The following is a 16696-nucleotide window of genomic DNA, read 5'->3' on the forward strand; positions in this document are numbered from 1 at the left end:
ATGAAATCCTTGCGGCGGCGCAGGCTCGCGGACGAAATCAGCTGGTTTTTCAATAAACTGCGCCTTAACTTTTTTGAAACGAAAATTAATCCTTGGCTATTGGTATTTTATTGGTATTATCCGCCCGGAGGAGAAATCGCGTGAAATTCGTGCTCGGCATCGATGGCGGCGGCACCAGCTGCAGGGCGGCCCTTGCAACGGCCGACGGCGGCGTCCTCGGCCGCGCCAAAAGCGGCGCCGCCAACATCCGCACCGATCTCACCGGCGCCAGGGCCAATATCGTCGACGCGGCGCAGCAGGCCTTTGTCGCCGCGGGCAGGGATCCCGCACTGATCCCGCAAACTCCGGCCGTTCTCGGCCTTGCCGGCGCCAATGTCGGCACCTACCGGCAGCAGCTCGAAGCGATCTTGCCGTTCCGCATCAGCCGTGTCGAGACCGACGCCGAGATCGCGCTGGAAGGCGCGGTTGGCTCCGGCGACGGCGCCATGGCCATACTCGGCACCGGCACCGCCTATATGGCGCGCAAGCATGGCAAGTCGCTCGCCATCGGCGGCTGGGGGTTCCAGGTCGGCGATCAGGGCAGCGGCGCCCGCATCGGCCGCGACCTGCTCGAACAGACGCTGCTCGCCTATGATGGCATCCGCCAGGGATCGCCGCTGACAGAGGCCATGCTCGCCATCTTCCGCAACAATCCCGAGGATGTGGTCGAATTCACCACCAACGCCAAGCCCGGCGACTTCGGCGGCTTCGCGCCCAAGGTGTTCGAACATGCCGACAAAGGCGACGTCGTCGCCATCTCGATCCTCGATAAGGCGGTCGCAGATGTCGAGGCAGCGCTTGGCGTGCTCGACCTCGGCGGCGACGATCCGCTCTGCCTACTCGGCGGGCTGGCGCCGCTCTATGCGCCGCGCCTGTCGCCGCGCTACCGGGCGCTGCTGAAACCGCCGCTCGACGACGCGCTGGGCGGCGCGGTGCAGATGGCGGTTCGGATGTTCGCCAACACGGCGGAGGCAGCGCGATGAGCGAGGCCGCCGACCAGATATTCGCGGCGCTGAAACAGTCGTCGCAGAGCGGCGCACCGCTCTATCTGCAGCTAAGAAAAAGCATCGAGGATGCGGTCAAACGCGGGCTGATCGGACCGGGCGATGCGCTGCCTTCCGAGCGCGACATCGCCAGCAAGGCCGACATTTCGCGCGTCACCGTGCGCAAGGCGGTGCAGGACCTGGTCAAGGGCGGCATCCTCGTCCAGCGCCATGGTTCCGGTACCTTCGTTGCGCCGCGCATGGAGCGCGTCGAGCAGTCGCTGTCGATGCTGACCTCGTTTACCGAAGACATGGCGCGGCGCGGCATGGCGGTGCGTTCGGCCTGGCTCGACCGTGGCCTCTATCCGCCGTCGCCCGACGAGATGATGGTGCTCGGTCTGGCCTCGAACGAATTGGTGGCGCGCGTCGCGCGCCTGCGCATCGCCAACGACACGCCGCTGGCGATCGAGCGCGCCTCACTATCGACAAGCGTGCTGCCCGATCCGGCGGCGATCGGTTCGTCGCTTTACGCCGCGCTGGAAAAGACCGGCAACAGGCCGGTGCGAGCGGTGCAGCGCATTTCCGCCACCAATCTCGGCGACGACGACGCGCGCCTGCTGGAAGTGCCGCCGGGCATTGCCGGCCTGCACATCGAGCGTATCTCCTATCTGGCGAGCGGCAAGGTGATCGAGTTCACCCGCTCCATCTATAGGGGCGACGCCTATGATTTTGTCGCCGAACTCCGGCTGAGCGGGCCGGGCGAAGAGGGCCGGTCATGAGCACGACAATTACCCATATGCGGCGCGAGATCGAGGAGATCCCGGAGGCCACCGCCCGCCTGCTCGACGGCTCGGCCGCGGTGCTGACGGAAGCCGGACGCGGCATTCGCGAGCGCGATCCGAAATTCATCGTCACCGTGGCGCGCGGCTCGTCCGACCATGCCGCAACCTTCATGAAATATGCCGTGGAGCTGACCGCGGGCCTGGCGGTTGCGTCGGTAGGCCCGTCGATCGCCTCGATCTATGGCGCCAAGCTCAAGCTGGGCGGCTCGGCCTGCCTGGCGATCTCACAGTCCGGCAAGAGCCCGGACATCGTTGCAATGGCGCAAGCGGCGCGGGCCGGCGGATCGCTGACGGTCGCCATCACCAACACCGCCGATTCGCCGCTCGCGCGGGCTTCGGACTACGCCATAGACATACTGGCCGGGCCGGAGCGCAGCGTCGCGGCGACGAAGACCTTCGTCAATTCGGCGGTCGCCGGCCTCGCCCTGATGGCGCACAGCACCGGCAACGACAAATTGCTCGCCGCACTCGCCCGCCTGCCGGAGCATTTTCGCAGGGCGATCGCCTGTGACTGGATGGCGCTGGCAGGGGCACTCGAAACCCAAAAATCGCTGTTCATTCTCGGCCGTGGCCCGTCGGCGGCAATCGCCAACGAGGCGGCGCTGAAATTCAAGGAAACCTGCGCCATGCATGCGGAAGCCTATAGTGCCGCCGAGGTCATGCACGGCCCGCTGGCGCTGGTCGGTCCCGGCTTCCCGGTGCTGGCTCTGGCTGCTCGCGATGCGTCCGAGCCGTCCGTAGCCGATGCCGCCGACAGCCTGGCCGGCAAGGGCGCCGCTGTCTTTGTGACGTCGAACAAGGCAAAGAGCGCGCAGCCGCTGCCGCATGTCGCCACAGGTCATCCGCTGACCGATCCGCTGACGCTGATCGTGTCGTTCTATGGTTTCGTCGAGGCTTTTGCCCGCCACCGCGGGCTCGACCCCGACACGCCGCCCAATCTGCGCAAGGTGACGGAAACTCTATGACCGATCGCTTTGCCCTGACTGGCGCCCGGATGTTCGATGGCGACGACTGGCACGACAATGCGGCGCTTGTCGTGCGCGACGGCCTCGTCGAGGCCATTGTTGCCGCCCGCGCCGTTCCATCCAATGTTGCGCGTATCGAGACCGGCGGCGGCACGCTGGCGCCTGGCTTCGTCGATCTGCAGGTCAATGGCGGCGGCGGCGTCATGCTCAACGATCATCCCGACGTCGCCTCGATCGAGACCATCTGCCGGGCACATGCGCCCTTCGGCACGGCGGCGCTGTTGCCGACGCTGATCACCGACACGTCCGACATCACTGCCGTGGCGGTTGCGGCCGGAGCCGAGGCGGCGCGGAGGAAGGTGCCGGGCTTCCTGGGCCTGCATCTCGAAGGGCCGCATCTGTCGATCGTTCGCAAGGGCGCGCATGATCCGGCCCTGATCCGGCCGATGCTAGTTGCCGACCAGGCGATGCTGATCGCCGCACGGAAAAACCTGCCGGTGCTGCTGACGACGGTGGCGCCCGAATCCGTTGTGCCCGGCCAGGTGTCGGCGCTCAGCAAGGCCGGCATCGTCGTCAGCATCGGCCATTCCGATACGGGCTATGCCACGGCTCGCGCCTTTGCCGAGGCCGGCGCAACGATGGTCACCCATCTGTTCAACGCGATGAGCCAGATCGGCAATCGCGAGCCGGGGCTGGTGGGCGCGGCAATCGATACCGGAACATTCTATGCCGGCATCATCGCCGACGGTATCCATGTCGATCCGGCCACCATGGCCATCGCCTTGCGCGCCAAGCAGGGGCCGGGCAAGATCCTGCTCGTCACCGACGCCATGGCGACAATCGGCACCGACATGACCTCGTTCACGCTGAACGGCCGCACCGTCCATCGCAAGGATGGCAGGCTGACACTTGCCGATGGTACGCTGGCGGGCGCGGATCTCGACATGATTTCCGCGGTGCGCTTCGTGCACCGCGTCGTGGGCCTCGGCCTCGACGAAGCCTTGCGCATGGCCTCGCTCTATCCGGCGCAAGCGATCGGTCAGTCGCACCGGCTCGGGCGCTTCGCCAAAGGCACCGCCGCCAACATCGTTTCGCTGTCGGACGATCTGGACATTAAAAGCGTCTGGATCGACGGCGCCAAGGTTTTTGCAGCCAACACTATCCCTCCGGCTTAGCCGGCTTTGGACGTATAGAGGTCCTTGTATGCTTCGCGCAGCAGGTTCTTCTGCACCTTGCCCATCGTGTTGCGCGGCAGTTCGTCGACGAAGACTACCCGTTTCGGATGCTTGTACCTGGCGAGGCGCCCGGCGATGGCTTCGATGATCCCTGCGGCGCTGATGGTCGAGCCTGGCGTCCGAACCACGACAGCGGTGACGCCTTCGCCGAAATCCGGATGGGCGACGCCGATGACAGCGCTTTCGGCGACACCGGGCAGCGCGTCGATCTCGCTCTCGACTTCTTTTGGATAGATATTGTAGCCGCCGGAAATGATCAGGTCCTTGCCGCGGCCGACGATGTGGACATAGCCGTCGGCATCGATCAGCCCGAGATCGCCGGTGATGAAGAAACCATCGTCACGGAATTCGGCCCTGGTCTTTTCCGGCATGCGCCAGTAGCCGCAAAAGACGTTCGGGCCCTTGACCTCGATCATGCCGACCTCGCCCCGGGCAAGTGTTTCGCCGCTATCGGGATCGGCGATGCGCAGGGAGACGCCGGGCAGGGGAAACCCGACTGTGCCGGCACGCCGCTCGCCCTCATAGGGGTTCGACGTGTTCATGTTGGTCTCGGTCATGCCGTAGCGCTCGAGGATGGCGTGGCCGGTGCGCTCGCGCCAGGCTTTGTGCGTCTCGGCCAAAAGCGGCGCCGAGCCGGAAATGAACAGGCGGATGTTTTTCGCCGCCTGCCGGGTCAAACCGTCCTGCTGCAGCAGGCGGACGTAGAATGTCGGCACGCCCATCAGCGCGGTGGCGCGCGCCAGCAGCGAGACGATGCGGGCCGGGTCGAATCTGGTTTCGAACAGCATCGAGGCGCCGGCCATCAGGACGACATTGGTGGCCACGAAAAGGCCATGCGTGTGGAAAACCGGCAGCGCGTGAACCAGCACGTCTGCGGCAGTGAAGCGCCAGAGGTCGACCAGCACCCGCGCATTCGAGGCGAGGTTTTCGTGGCTGAGCATGGCGCCTTTCGAACGGCCGGTAGTGCCGGACGTGTAGAGGATCGCAGCAAGGTCGTCCGGTCCGCGCGCCACATCGTGGAAGTCCACGGCCGCCTCAGAGGCGCGATCGGTCAACGAACCCTCGCCCTTGCTGCCGAGTGTCGCGACCGCAGCGCCCGAAGCCTGCGCCAAAGCGCCGATCTCGGTCACTCGCGCCGGGTCGCAGACGACCAGTCGCGGCTCGGCATCCCTGAAGAAATAGTCGAGCTCGGTCAGCGTATAGGCGGTGTTGAGCGGCAGGAAGATCGCGCCGGCACGCAGGCAGGCGAGATAAAGGAAAATGGCCTCCGGGCTCTTCTCGACCTGAACGGCGACGCGGTCGCCGGCTTCGACGCCCAGCTGCGACAGCGCATGTGCCAGTTGAGCGGAGCGCGCCAGCATTTCGCCATAGCTGATCGAGCCTCCATCCTCTGCCTCCATCAAAAGGCGTCCGGACGCGGGCATCCGGGCACGGAAAGCATCGAACAGATGGTTGCTCATGTTTCCCCCGAGCGGCTGTCTCCGGCCGGACGGCGGCGGTCAGCCGGCCGCCTTGTCCGCCGCCGCCCTGATTGCCTCGATGTTTGCCCGGTAGGCCTCGACGCTGCCGCCCTTGAAAATGGCCGCACCAGCGACCAGCACGCTGGCGCCGGCGGCGGTGACCAGGGGCGCAGTTTCAGGCGAAATGCCGCCGTCGATCTCGATCCGGATCGGCCTGGCACCGATCAGCGCCTTCACCCGCTTCACCTTGTCGATGATCGCCGGAATGAAGGGGTGGCCGCCGAACCCTGGATTGACCGTCATGATCAGGATAAGATCAAGCCGGTCGAGCACGTATTCGATCATCGTCTCCGGTGTCGCCGGGTTGAGCGACACGCCGGCCTTCTTGCCGAGATTTTTGATCGTCTGCAGCGAGCGGTCGAGATGTGGCCCGGCTTCGGCGTGCACCGTCATGCCGTCGCAGCCGGCCTCGGCGAAGGCGGCCAGATAAGGGTCGGCCGGGGCGATCATCAGATGGCAGTCGAAGAATGCCTTGGTGCGGTTGCGGATCGCCGTGATCACCGGCGGCCCGAAGGTGATGTTGGGGACGAAATGCCCGTCCATGACGTCGAGATGGATCCAGTCGGCGCCGGCGGCGGCCACCGCCTCGACCTCGTCGCCGAGCTTCGAGAAATCGGAAGCCAGCACCGATGGCGCGATCAGGGTTTTTTGGGCCATGTCCGCTTCCCGTTGTTGAGACCGCTTCGGCCTAATCATCTCGGCGCCGCTTGTCGACAGGAATTCGGCGTCAATACCGCATCCGCGCAGAAGGAGAGAAGCGGTGCGAGCCACTTCCCTCCCGGTACAAGACCTTTCCTCCAGTGCAAGGACTTTCCAGTGGATTTCAGTTCAAATCACGCCGCGGCCTGGCCGTCCGTGGCAGGAAGAGCTTGCCGTTGCCTTGCTTCACCTTCTGCAGATCGGGCTTCTTCAGCGGCGGCTTGGGCACACAATGTCCACGCACCAGTTCTTCGGTTGTATGGCAGGCGGTGACGATCCCCGGGTTCTTCACGCATGCCTTGCCGACCAGATGATAGCCGCGCTTGCAGTCGATGACGACCGGGGGCTTGCGCGCGCATCTTCCGTCCATGCGCAGCTCGTTGCGGTTGCACCTGTCGGCGACCACAGGATTCCTCACGCATTTCAGGCCGACCTGATGGTAGCCGGGCAAGCAGTGGATGCTGATCCCAATGCACTTGCCGTTGACGAGCTTTTCGGTGCTGCGACATGCGCCTACGAGCGGCCTGTCGATGCATTTGCCGTGGATCAGCTTCTGGCTGGGCAGACATTTACGGCCGGGATCGACGACGACCGGAGGCAGATTGGGCTGATCGAAACCCGGACGGGTGGTCGAGACGAGATCATCGGCCTTCGGATCGAAGGTGCGCCTTATGCAAGTGAAGTCCTCTGCGTCCGTATCGACGGTCGCGATTGAACCATTCTGCTTGATTTCCTGCAGCGTGCACTGGATCGAGCGCGTCCTGGCGATGCTGAGCTCGTGCGCGGCAATCGCCTTGAACACGCCGCCATCGTTGAAGGCGGCCATCGTGCCGGTGAAGAAGGCGCCGTTCGAACAACTGATGCGGTAGTGAAACGCGCCCGGCGCATCATGCTCGACTTCGAACGCCACCTGACCCTTGCGCGGGCAGAATTTCTTGAAGGCGGCGCTGTCGGACACGGTGACCTCGCCCTGCCAGTCCGAATGCACCGGCGGCCTGTCGGGGTTGTCCTGCGGTGCATCGGTGAAGCCGCCGCCGGCGGCACCCGTGCAATGGACGGTGATGTCCTTCCAGCCGTCGAAGGGCTCGAACGGGCCGTTGCCGACGATCTCGGTCTTGTATTGGAAATAGGCGGTGGCGCCGACATCCTCCCATTTTTCATAAAGCGCGAAATAGCCGTTCTTCGCTGCATCGTACGAAGCCCATGCCTGCTGCACCTGGGAGGTGATCGATCCGCCGTCCTTCTGGCGCCAGATGCGCATCGTAACCGGCCCGGCCTGGTTGGCTTGCGCCCGACTGGTGACCTTGAGCGAAGGGCAAACAGTGCCAGGCGTGGAGCCAGGCTGATTGGACTGGTATGTCGTCAAGAACAGCTTGACGTCGCTCACGTCGAACTCGCCGAAATCGGTGGCGACGTCCTGGACCTTTGGTTTGATGACGGCATCGCAGACGATCTGGACGTCGAACGAGCCATGCTCGGCATAGTGCGATGCGTATAGCGGTTGGGGCCAGCTGCCACCCTGCACCTCGCTGACCGCATTGTCCATGTCGAGAGCGGTGTCGGTAGATGCCGAGAAACTGGCGTGGAATGTGTGGGTGAATGAATAGGATTTGGTCGGGCCGTCCGCCTGCAGGTGCTGGTTGCACTTCGCGATGATCTCGTCGCCATCGGGCACGACGGCGATGCCGGTGTTCGACGACAGCGGGATGATGGAGGGATCAAAGGAGAAATTTTCCTGGTGGTCGTAGTCGCGGCTTAGCGGTGAAGCACTCCAGATCGGCGGGAACGCCTGGCATTGGCCTGGTCCGCAGACGCCGAGCGACACGGCGACATCCTGCACATAACCCGGCCACCAGAGATCGAGCTTCATGTGGCCCCAGAACTGGACGTTGCCGCTTTTCAGCGTGTCCCATTTCTGCTTGTCGCTCGAGCCGACGTGGATTGTCGTGTTGGCGCTTTCCGTATGGAATGACATCGATTTTATGTTCGCCTGCTTGGCGAAGGCCGGCGTGCCGACGAGCGCAGCTGCGATCAACGCAGCGGTCGCCACAGTAGTTTGGAAAAGATGTTTGGCTGAAGGCATTTCTCTCTCCTGATGGGTTGATGGGATCCTTCAGGAGTTTGTCGCTGCTGGCTGCCGTAAGGTTCATGCAAGCCGCCGAAATACGACGCCGCCAAAGAAAACCCCGCCGGATCGCTCCCGCGGGGTCTTGCGTGACGCGAACCATCACTGTTTGAAGTTCCGGGCGATCCTATTGCTCGAGCTGCGGCTTGCGCCTTGGCAGCTGCTGAAGAACATCTGGATTCAGCAGCAGGTTCGGTTTGCGGATCGGCTGGCACTGGCCATTGATCGGCCGCGCGCCCGGTGCGCATTCCAGCGGTGGTTTGCGGCAGGCGCCGTCGCGCAGCTCTGTCCCGCGCGGGCAGACGCAGACGCCACGCTTGTTGTGGATCTGGCCTGGTATCGGGCACTCCACCACAACAGGCTTCGTGCGCCTGCAGGCATTGCCTTGCACTTCCGTGCCTTTCGGGCAGACACAATCACCAGCGGCGTCGTGGATCTGACCACGGATGGTGCACTGCGCGGGTTTCGGCTGGATTGGCCGGCAGGCATTGCCCCTGACTTCCATGCCTTTCGGGCAGATACAATCGCCAGCAGCGTCGTGGATCTGGCCACGGATCGTGCACTGCTCGGGCTTCGGCTCTTTCCCCACGCAAGCGCCGTTCCCCAGTTCGGTTCCGCGCGGGCAGACGCAGCGTCCGTCTTCCGTACGGATCTGGCCTTTGAGCAGAACGCAAGGTCTTGGCTTCGGCACGACGACCGTGCCGCCGCCGGACGAGCATTGGCCGTTGCGGAAGGTCGTGCCTGGCGGGCAGACGCAGTTGCCGGCGTCGTTCATGACGAAGCCTTGCGAGCATTCCTTCTTCACCTCATGTGTGATGGTGAAGGGATGGCAGGCATAGGCTTTGCCGCGATCGCCCTGCACGTCGGCGGCACCGCGGGACAACACGTCGCCCGCGCCTTGTACCGGCGTGTTCGGAGACAGCACGCCGATACAGTTCTGGCCGTTGACCGTGCCCTGCAGCTTGGCCAGACGGCGGTCGTCGGGTATGACCACGGTCACTTTGTGCACGTGGCTTTCCCCCGCGCCGAGCGTCAGTTGTGCGATGCACGACAGAGGCAAGGTTGCCGGCTCCGGCGAGCAGCCGAAGGGCGGATCGATCGAGGTGATCGCAACGCCTTCCAGCCGGCCGAGGCCTTCGACGCCAATGGCATCGCCGATGCGAACCGGGCCGGAGAAGGCGCTGGCGCCATCGTTCGTGATGGTGATCTCGAACGAGCAGGGCTGGCCGGGCTTGCACCCGGGGTCGCCGGTCTTCTCGACGCGGATGGTCGAGGCGCCGCCGCCCTGGGCGCAGGCCTGGCCGATCGGATAGACGATATCGTCTCCCGGAGCCGGGCCGTAGGAGCCGCGCGCGCAGTTCTCGAATTCGCCGTTCGCGGCAACCGTCACGTCAAAATGGCGGCTGGTTCCGGGCGTCATGACGGCGCCGGGAATCTGGCAGGACAGCGTATTGGCCGGTACCGGTCCGCAAGCCCATTCCGCGCCGTCTGGGGTGACGGTCTGGATTTGGACCGGCGCTCCGCCCGCTATCAGCGTCGCGGCATCGTTGACCCGCACCGGACCGGTCGGGGCAGTGGTGCCGAGGCTGATGGCGGTAATGCGGCAGGAAACGACCGCAGCGCCGGCCAGCGAACCATTGCACACCTTGGTGATGCGCAGGGCCGGCTGGCCGGCATTGGGATGACGGATGCGTTCCTTGGCGCAGGCCCTGTTGTTGGTGATGTCGTTCTCACCGGGAATAGCCTTCGCTTCGGCGCAGTTCTCGACACTATCGGGCCGGTAGTTGGCTGGCATCACCGCCCTGACGACGATCGGCGTCGAGGCGCCAGGCAACAGCACGATGCCGGCGTTGTCGCAGCGGAACTGGCCTGGGCCGTTCGGTCCGCATGTCCATGGCGGCGTCGGGCCGAACGTCGAGGATGCTGGCACGCCGCCCGGATAGTTATCGACGACCGTCAGCGGCCCGTTATAGGGGGCGCTGCCATTGTTGATGATGTCGATCACGAAGGTGCAGACGCCATCGGCCGAACAGAATTCGGTGCGGGCGCGCTTCTTCAGGATCAGATCGACCTTCTTTTCCACCGGCGGCCGGCAGTCGCGGTCACGATCGCCATGCCGGCAGACCGGGATCGACGCGCAGCCGCGATCGTTTTGCTGGCTGCCGAAAAGCGGCTTGCGGCTGGCGCCGTAATTGTAAGTGGCGCAGTTGCGCAAGACACTGCCTCGCCAGCCTGCGGCGAGCTTGAAGCCGAGCTTGAGGTCGACAGAGGCACCAGGAGTGAGCGTGGTCACCGGATGAGTGCAAATCATCGGGGTGGTTGCAGGCACGCAGATCCAAGGCGGGTTCGGCCCTGAATCGAGGGTGGAGCCGGCCGGCAAAGTGACTTCGTCGAGCACGATCTTGCCGTGGTAGGGTGCATCGCCGACATTGGTGACCCTGATGGTGAAGTCGCAGCCGCCGCTCATCGTGCAACGTTGCACGTCGGCGCGCTTTTCGACTTTCAGATCCGGTTCCTTGTCCTTCGGCGGGCAGCGCTGATCACGCGGGATGACGATGTCGATGGTCTGCGTGCAGCACAGGCCCCAGCCTTCCTTCGGGCCGGCATAGGTTTCGATGCCGGTGACGATGATGTGGATGACGTCGCCGGGTGAAGCGCCGACAATCTTCCAATTGAGCACACCGCCGCCCGCCGGCACCAATTGCGTGTCGGGAATGATGGTGATGCCTGGTGTCGTCGTCGAAAGCTGCACCCATTTGCCAGCCATCTCCGGGCCGACCGGCATGTGGTAGATGAAGGCGCCGCCGCCGGGCACGCAATCGACCGTGCCGCGCTCCACCTTGAAGCATTCCTTGCCGGGAGGTGGCGGTGGCGGACTACACTTGGTGACGTCGATCCAGATCGAGGTCTTTTCGCCCGTCAGGAAATTACCATCGTCCGGCTTGCCCGGATCCTGCGACGGAATTTCGACACCAGCACCGCGTTCGCGGCTCACTTTGACCACGCCCTGGTTGTTGACGATTGCCGGGGACGGAAACGCCGCATGGTCGATCTTGGCGGTGATCTGGAAGGTGACGGCGCGCTCGTTCGCAGCGCCGATGCCGTCGAGGTCGCTGGCGGAAATCCGGAAATCGGAAACCGTCGCCGTATCGTCCGGGCCAGCCGAACTGCTGATCGTAGCGCCGGGCAGCGGTCCGCCGGACGCATCGGTGCCGTCGCCGGTCACATGCACGCCGACGATACGCAGGCCGTGCGGGAGCTGGTCCCTGAAATCGAGCCTGACCTTTTTCAGCATGGCCGCGAGGCCCGAGGTGGCAAAACCCTGCGGATTGCCGCGCAAGCCAAAGCTCAGCGAATATACGACATAGTCGCAGCCTCTCTGGGTGCCTTTCTTGGTAAAGAAGGGCACGATCCGGCCCGGCTCCGGATTGACGATCCGAGGATTGTCGAAATCGAGCCTGGGATCTGGAACGGCAGTGTGGATGTCCGCATCGGCAGGCTTGGCCTTGGCCGGAGCAAGGTCTTCAGCGAAGCCTTGCAGCGGGCTCAGCATGGCGACCGCGATACCGGCCGCCGCCAGCCAGCGCGGGCCGCGCCTGGCGAGTGACAGGGGTTTCATGATGGTCTCCATGACGAATGATTGTTTGCCGGTTGATTGGCTGCTCGTCGCAAGCGGGAAAAGTGTGAGATTGCTCATCTTCCCCTCCTCACGGTTCGCAGCTGACGGCTGGGGTTCTGAGCGGCAAGGTCATTTTGCAGCAAGGGTAGTAGCCACCCTTGTCGCGGTCGGACTGTCGGTAGAAGCAGAGCCCGACATCGACCCTGTCCCCAGGATAATGGCCGGTGATGCCGATCGTGAATGGCGCGCCGGGCGCGTGCGACAGGGGCGAAGTCACCCCGACGCCGGGCGTCCTGGACAGAGCCTTGATCGAATCGCCGCCAAAGCCGGCATGGTCACGGAGATAGAGATCGGCCTCGAGGCCGGAGGGCGTGCAGAAATACTCGACATCCTCGATATCGAGGCAAGGAGGCAGATTGCCGGGGGGCGGGAAGTCCGGTGGATAGAACGGTGGCAGATAGCCGCCCGGCACCTGCTCGTAATAGCCGGCACGGCCTTCGCAAGGGCGCCAGACCTCGACGTCGCCGACATGGCCCTCGACTTCGGGGTCTTCGAAATAAGTGTCGAAGTCGACGAACCACGAGCCGAAAGGCGGTAAGTTGGCCGGCTTGACCAGCGCCGTCGGCGTGATCTGCACGCCATGTACGGCGAGCGGTCCGCCAGCTGCGAGTTGTTCGGCAAGCTCCGGGTTGTCGCGCAACTTGTCGCCGGTGTCGACCAGCGTGTCGGTGCAGACGCCGGTGTCGAGATTGCCTTCGGCATCGTAGCCATATTGCAGGTCGAGGCCGCCGGCCGACTGCCGGTTGTCTTGCGGGAAGCCGACCGCATATTCCTGCGGCACTTCCACCCAGACCGATTCCGTCGCCGGATCGTCCGGATTTTCGCGCCAGTAGCGGATGACCTCACCCTTGCCGGAATCGGCGAACTGGCTGTAGTCGTAGCGGTTCTCCACCGGGCCGCGCTGGGCCAGATACATGAAGCCCTTGTTGTCAAAGGCGATGTCGGTGACAGCGTAATCCTTGTCGGCCGTGACCGTCAGCTCCCAGCGCGGGTCGCCGGCGAAACTGCCGTCGCCGGCAACGCCCACCGACCAGATCTCCGCCTTTTCCCCGACCGAATAATAGAGCCGGCCACCACGATAGGCGACCGACCAGACGCGGCGCTCGTCCTGTGTGTAGCCCCAGCTGTCGGGATCCTCGCTGTCGAAAGCAGCACCCTGGATGTCCATCACCGAGCCGTCGTCGGCAAGGGCGGCAAGCCCGTGCGCCGGGCGGCCGGCGACGCCGTGGTCAAACGTGTCGAGCAGCGCGCCATTGCCGTCCATGCGGTGGATGAGGCCCGTGTCGAGATCGCTGGCGAAGAACTGGCGGTGGATATTGTCGAAAGTGACGTCGCCGATGCCGGGACCGCTATTGGCATCGATATCGGCGAATTTCGAGACGGCACCGGTGATGCCGTCGATCTTCCAGATCGTTCCGGGGCCGCCGCCGTTTTCGATGCCGAACTGGCCGTCCATGAAGACAGCATCAGCCGTGCCGCGGCGCTGCCGCTCCGGCCGGCCGTCGGCGTCGCCGTCTGGCGTGACGATGCGGATGCCGTGCAGCGACGTGGCGCCGGCATAGAGGTTTGGAACGGCCGAGGGAACGCCGTTGCGCACGCCGTCGTCATAGGTGATGCCGAACACCTGGCCGATTTGTCCGGCCGTGACCTCGAATGGTGGCGGGGTGAAGACCAATTGGCCAGACGCCGGCCCGCCCAGCCTTGAGACGTCGAAGACGCGCAAGGTCGCGCGTGCCGTGTCGATGAAGGTTTCGTCGACGGGATCGACGCCCGGCGGCAGGCCTTCCTCGAAATTGGGAATGATGGTGCCGGAGAATCCGGTCACTGCCATCGAGCCGGGATAGATAATCTGGGTTTCCTGCGCCTGGGCCGAGCCGCCGAGCCAGAGCCCAGCGGCGAGCGCCAAGATCGACAGTCCGCTGGCAGCCTGGGTAGCGCGGCGCAAACGGCCGGCACGTGAGCGCACGAACGCGCCATGGTCGCAAGACATGGATCTCCCCCCACAGGTCATGGGAGAAACGTCCAGTCCCGGCGCGCAAATCAGGGCAAGGCGCGGCGTTCCGGCACGTTCATCCCTGATCGAATTGTCTGCTTTCCTCAACGTCACGATACGCCTGCGTCCGCGCAGGGTCAACGGAACCAGCGAAAAGCCCAGCGCATCGACCCGGTCCCGAAGGCGATGGTCGCGCTGAGCTCCTGCCGTTCCCGTAGACCATGGAGCCTCTGGATCTGTGGTCATGGGGCTTTCCTTTCCGGGGCCGCACCACGCGGCACCTGAGCGTCAGTCGCGAGGCGGGGCGAAAAGGTTCATGGGCCGGCGGCCGGGTCGGCTGGATCACCGCCGGAAAATACGGGCCTGCCGGTCCCGAATCCGATCAACCACGATGAATGGTGAACGCCTTGCGCAGAATGCTTGCGCGCCACGCAGCCTGTTCTTATATACGCGCCAAGCCGTCCAGCGCCGAATGCCGGTTGCCGGAGCGGAATTTCTTGTGAACAGGGGCTTTCGTCGGAACGCCTGTACGGGTCCTGAGAGCCTGCTTAGCGGAGAGATTAGAACAATGGCAAAAGTAATCGGTATCGATCTGGGAACAACCAACTCCTGTGTCGCCATCATGGATGGCAAGGAATCCAAGGTTATCGAGAATGCGGAAGGCGCCCGCACGACCCCTTCCATCGTCGCCATCAACAGCGACGGCGAGCGCCTCGTCGGCCAGCCGGCCAAGCGCCAGGCGGTCACCAATCCTGAAAACACCATCTTCGCGGTCAAGCGCCTGATCGGCCGCCGCTATGACGATCCGGTGACGGAGAAGGACAAGAAGCTTGTCCCCTACAAGATCGTCAAGGGCGACAATGGCGACGCCTGGGTCGAGGCCGGCGGCAAGAAGCAGTCGCCCAGCCAGATCTCGGCGATGATCCTGCAGAAGATGAAGGAAACGGCGGAGGCCTATCTCGGCGAGAAGGTCGAGAAGGCGGTCATCACCGTTCCGGCCTATTTCAACGACGCCCAGCGCCAGGCGACCAAGGATGCCGGCAAGATCGCCGGCCTCGAAGTGCTGCGCATCATCAACGAGCCGACGGCGGCCGCGCTTGCTTATGGACTGGACAAGAAGGAAGGCAAGACGATTGCCGTCTATGACCTTGGCGGCGGCACGTTCGACATTTCGGTACTCGAAATCGGCGACGGCGTGTTCGAGGTGAAGTCGACCAATGGCGACACCTTCCTCGGCGGCGAGGATTTCGACATGCGCCTGGTCGAATATCTGGCGGCCGAGTTCAAGAAGGAACAAGGCATCGACCTGCGGAACGACAAGCTCGCCCTGCAGCGCCTCAAGGAAGCGGCTGAAAAGGCCAAGATCGAGCTGTCGTCCACCACGCAGACCGAAATCAACCTGCCCTTCATCACCGCCGATGCCACCGGCCCCAAGCACCTGACGCTGAAGCTGACGCGGGCGAAGTTCGAGAGCCTGGTCGAGGATCTCGTCCAGCGCACGATCGATCCCTGCAAGGCGGCGCTCAAGGATGCCGGCCTGAAGGCCGGCGAAATCGACGAAGTCGTCCTGGTCGGCGGCATGACCCGCATGCCCAAGATCCAGGAGATCGTGAAACAGTTCTTCGGCAAGGAGCCGCACAAGGGCGTCAACCCGGATGAGGTCGTCGCATTGGGCGCCGCCATCCAGGCCGGCGTGCTGCAGGGCGACGTCAAGGACGTGCTGTTGCTCGACGTGACGCCGCTGTCGCTCGGCATCGAGACGCTGGGCGGCGTGTTCACGCGGCTGATCGAACGCAACACGACGATTCCGACGAAGAAGAGCCAGGTGTTCTCGACGGCCGAGGATTCGCAGTCGGCGGTGACCATCCGGGTCTTCCAGGGCGAGCGTGAAATGGCCGCCGACAACAAGGCGCTCGGCCAGTTCGATCTGGTCGGCATCCCGCCTGCGCCGCGCGGCGTGCCGCAGATCGAGGTCACCTTCGACATCGACGCCAACGGCATCGTCAACGTCTCGGCCAAGGACAAGGGCACCGGCAAGGAGCACCAGATCCGCATCCAGGCGTCCGGCGGCCTTTCGGACGCCGACATCGAGAAGATGGTCAAGGACGCCGAGGCCAATGCCGAAGCCGACAAAAAGCGGCGCGCGCTGGTCGAGGCCCGCAACCAGGCCGAGGCGCTGGTGCATTCCTCGGAGAAGTCGCTGAAGGAATATGGCGAGAAGGTTTCCGAGGCCGACCGTACGGCGATTGCCGATGCGATCGCGGCGCTGAAGAGCGCTGCCGAAGGCGACGACGTGACCGAGATCGAGGCCAAGACGCAGACGCTCGCCGAAGTTTCGATGAAGCTCGGCCAGGCCATGTACGAAGCTTCGCAGAAGGAAGCCGCCGAGGCCGACGCCAAGGCTGATGCCGCCAAGGACAGCGACGTCGTCGATGCCGATTTCGAGGAAATCGACGAAGACGACGAGAAGAAGAAGTCGGCCTGAACCGCCAGGCGGTACAGGTAAGAAAAAGCCCGGCGCGCAGCCGGGCTTTTTTGCAACCCTTTACCGGAAAAACGCCGAGCTCCCCGAAAAAATGCGGACAAAGGCTCGTAGACACTGGCATCGCGGCTCCA

General features: G+C 64.2%; 10 protein-coding genes. 5 read left to right on the forward strand and 5 right to left on the reverse strand.

The annotated features are described in order from the left end of the window. The first annotated feature begins 140 nt into the window (after positions 1-140). Genes AC0L2P_RS05465 through nagA form a run of 4 tightly spaced genes read left to right on the forward strand, consistent with a single transcriptional unit; the run spans position 141 to position 4004 of the window. Positions 141-1022, forward strand: a complete 882-nt coding sequence (locus AC0L2P_RS05465) for a glucosamine kinase nucleotide-binding domain-containing protein (protein WP_473500208.1) — start codon at positions 141-143, stop codon at positions 1020-1022. Next, complete coding sequence (locus tag AC0L2P_RS05470; protein ID WP_473500209.1) at positions 1019-1801, forward strand: GntR family transcriptional regulator; 783 nt, start codon at positions 1019-1021, stop codon at positions 1799-1801. Before AC0L2P_RS05465 ends, AC0L2P_RS05470 begins: the two co-directional genes overlap by 4 nt. Then, the gene (locus AC0L2P_RS05475; protein WP_473500210.1) at positions 1798-2829 is read left to right on the forward strand and encodes an SIS domain-containing protein; all 1032 of its coding nucleotides are present in this window, start codon (positions 1798-1800) and stop codon (positions 2827-2829) included. Before AC0L2P_RS05470 ends, AC0L2P_RS05475 begins: the two co-directional genes overlap by 4 nt. Continuing rightward, positions 2826-4004: an N-acetylglucosamine-6-phosphate deacetylase gene (nagA, locus tag AC0L2P_RS05480; protein ID WP_473500211.1), complete on the forward strand. Its 1179-nt coding sequence runs from the start codon at positions 2826-2828 to the stop codon at positions 4002-4004. The genes AC0L2P_RS05475 and nagA overlap by 4 nt, the downstream gene beginning before the upstream one ends. Here nagA and AC0L2P_RS05485 read toward each other — a convergent pair. The 5 genes from AC0L2P_RS05485 to AC0L2P_RS05505 all read right to left on the reverse strand — a co-directional run bounded on the left by AC0L2P_RS05485 (position 4001) and on the right by AC0L2P_RS05505 (position 14326). Further along, positions 4001-5524 (reverse strand): malonate--CoA ligase, encoded by a 1524-nt coding sequence (locus AC0L2P_RS05485; protein ID WP_473500212.1) that lies wholly within the window; start codon positions 5522-5524, stop codon positions 4001-4003. The genes nagA and AC0L2P_RS05485 overlap by 4 nt on opposite strands. A 39-nt stretch (positions 5525-5563) precedes the next feature. Continuing rightward, positions 5564-6241 carry a ribulose-phosphate 3-epimerase gene (gene rpe / locus AC0L2P_RS05490; protein ID WP_473500213.1) on the reverse strand — a complete coding sequence of 226 codons (678 nt, stop codon included), beginning with the start codon at positions 6239-6241 and terminating at the stop codon, positions 5564-5566. Positions 6242-6407: 166 nt separating this feature from the next. After that, positions 6408-8366 (reverse strand): hypothetical protein, encoded by a 1959-nt coding sequence (locus tag AC0L2P_RS05495; protein ID WP_473500214.1) that lies wholly within the window; start codon positions 8364-8366, stop codon positions 6408-6410. A gap of 169 nt (positions 8367-8535) precedes the next feature. After that, the gene (locus AC0L2P_RS05500; RefSeq protein WP_473500215.1) at positions 8536-12105 is read right to left on the reverse strand and encodes a DUF7929 domain-containing protein; all 3570 of its coding nucleotides are present in this window, start codon (positions 12103-12105) and stop codon (positions 8536-8538) included. A 10-nt stretch (positions 12106-12115) separates the two neighbouring features. Next, positions 12116-14326, reverse strand: coding sequence for a hypothetical protein (locus AC0L2P_RS05505; RefSeq protein ID WP_473500216.1), 2211 nt, complete (start codon positions 14324-14326; stop codon positions 12116-12118). Positions 14327-14648: 322 nt separating this feature from the next. Between AC0L2P_RS05505 and dnaK the strand changes: the two genes are divergently transcribed. Further along, complete coding sequence (gene dnaK / locus AC0L2P_RS05510) at positions 14649-16565, forward strand: molecular chaperone DnaK (RefSeq protein ID WP_473500217.1); 1917 nt, start codon at positions 14649-14651, stop codon at positions 16563-16565. Positions 16566-16696: the final 131 nt, after the last annotated feature.

The organism is Mesorhizobium sp. WSM4836 (assembly GCF_055811815.1).

Bases quoted from the DNA above. Each gene is read 5' to 3' on its own strand.
- dnaK (WP_473500217.1), top strand. From the start codon at position 14,649: ATGGCAAAAGTAATCGGTATCGATCTGGGAACAACCAACTCCTGTGTC.
- AC0L2P_RS05500 (WP_473500215.1), bottom strand. From the start codon at position 12,105: ATGAGCAATCTCACACTTTTCCCGCTTGCGACGAGCAGCCAATCAACC.
- nagA (WP_473500211.1), top strand. From the start codon at position 2,826: ATGACCGATCGCTTTGCCCTGACTGGCGCCCGGATGTTCGATGGCGAC.
- AC0L2P_RS05475 (WP_473500210.1), top strand. From the start codon at position 1,798: ATGAGCACGACAATTACCCATATGCGGCGCGAGATCGAGGAGATCCCG.
- AC0L2P_RS05485 (WP_473500212.1), bottom strand. From the start codon at position 5,524: ATGAGCAACCATCTGTTCGATGCTTTCCGTGCCCGGATGCCCGCGTCC.
- rpe (WP_473500213.1), bottom strand. From the start codon at position 6,241: ATGGCCCAAAAAACCCTGATCGCGCCATCGGTGCTGGCTTCCGATTTC.
- AC0L2P_RS05470 (WP_473500209.1), top strand. From the start codon at position 1,019: ATGAGCGAGGCCGCCGACCAGATATTCGCGGCGCTGAAACAGTCGTCG.
- AC0L2P_RS05495 (WP_473500214.1), bottom strand. From the start codon at position 8,366: ATGCCTTCAGCCAAACATCTTTTCCAAACTACTGTGGCGACCGCTGCG.
- AC0L2P_RS05505 (WP_473500216.1), bottom strand. From the start codon at position 14,326: ATGACCACAGATCCAGAGGCTCCATGGTCTACGGGAACGGCAGGAGCT.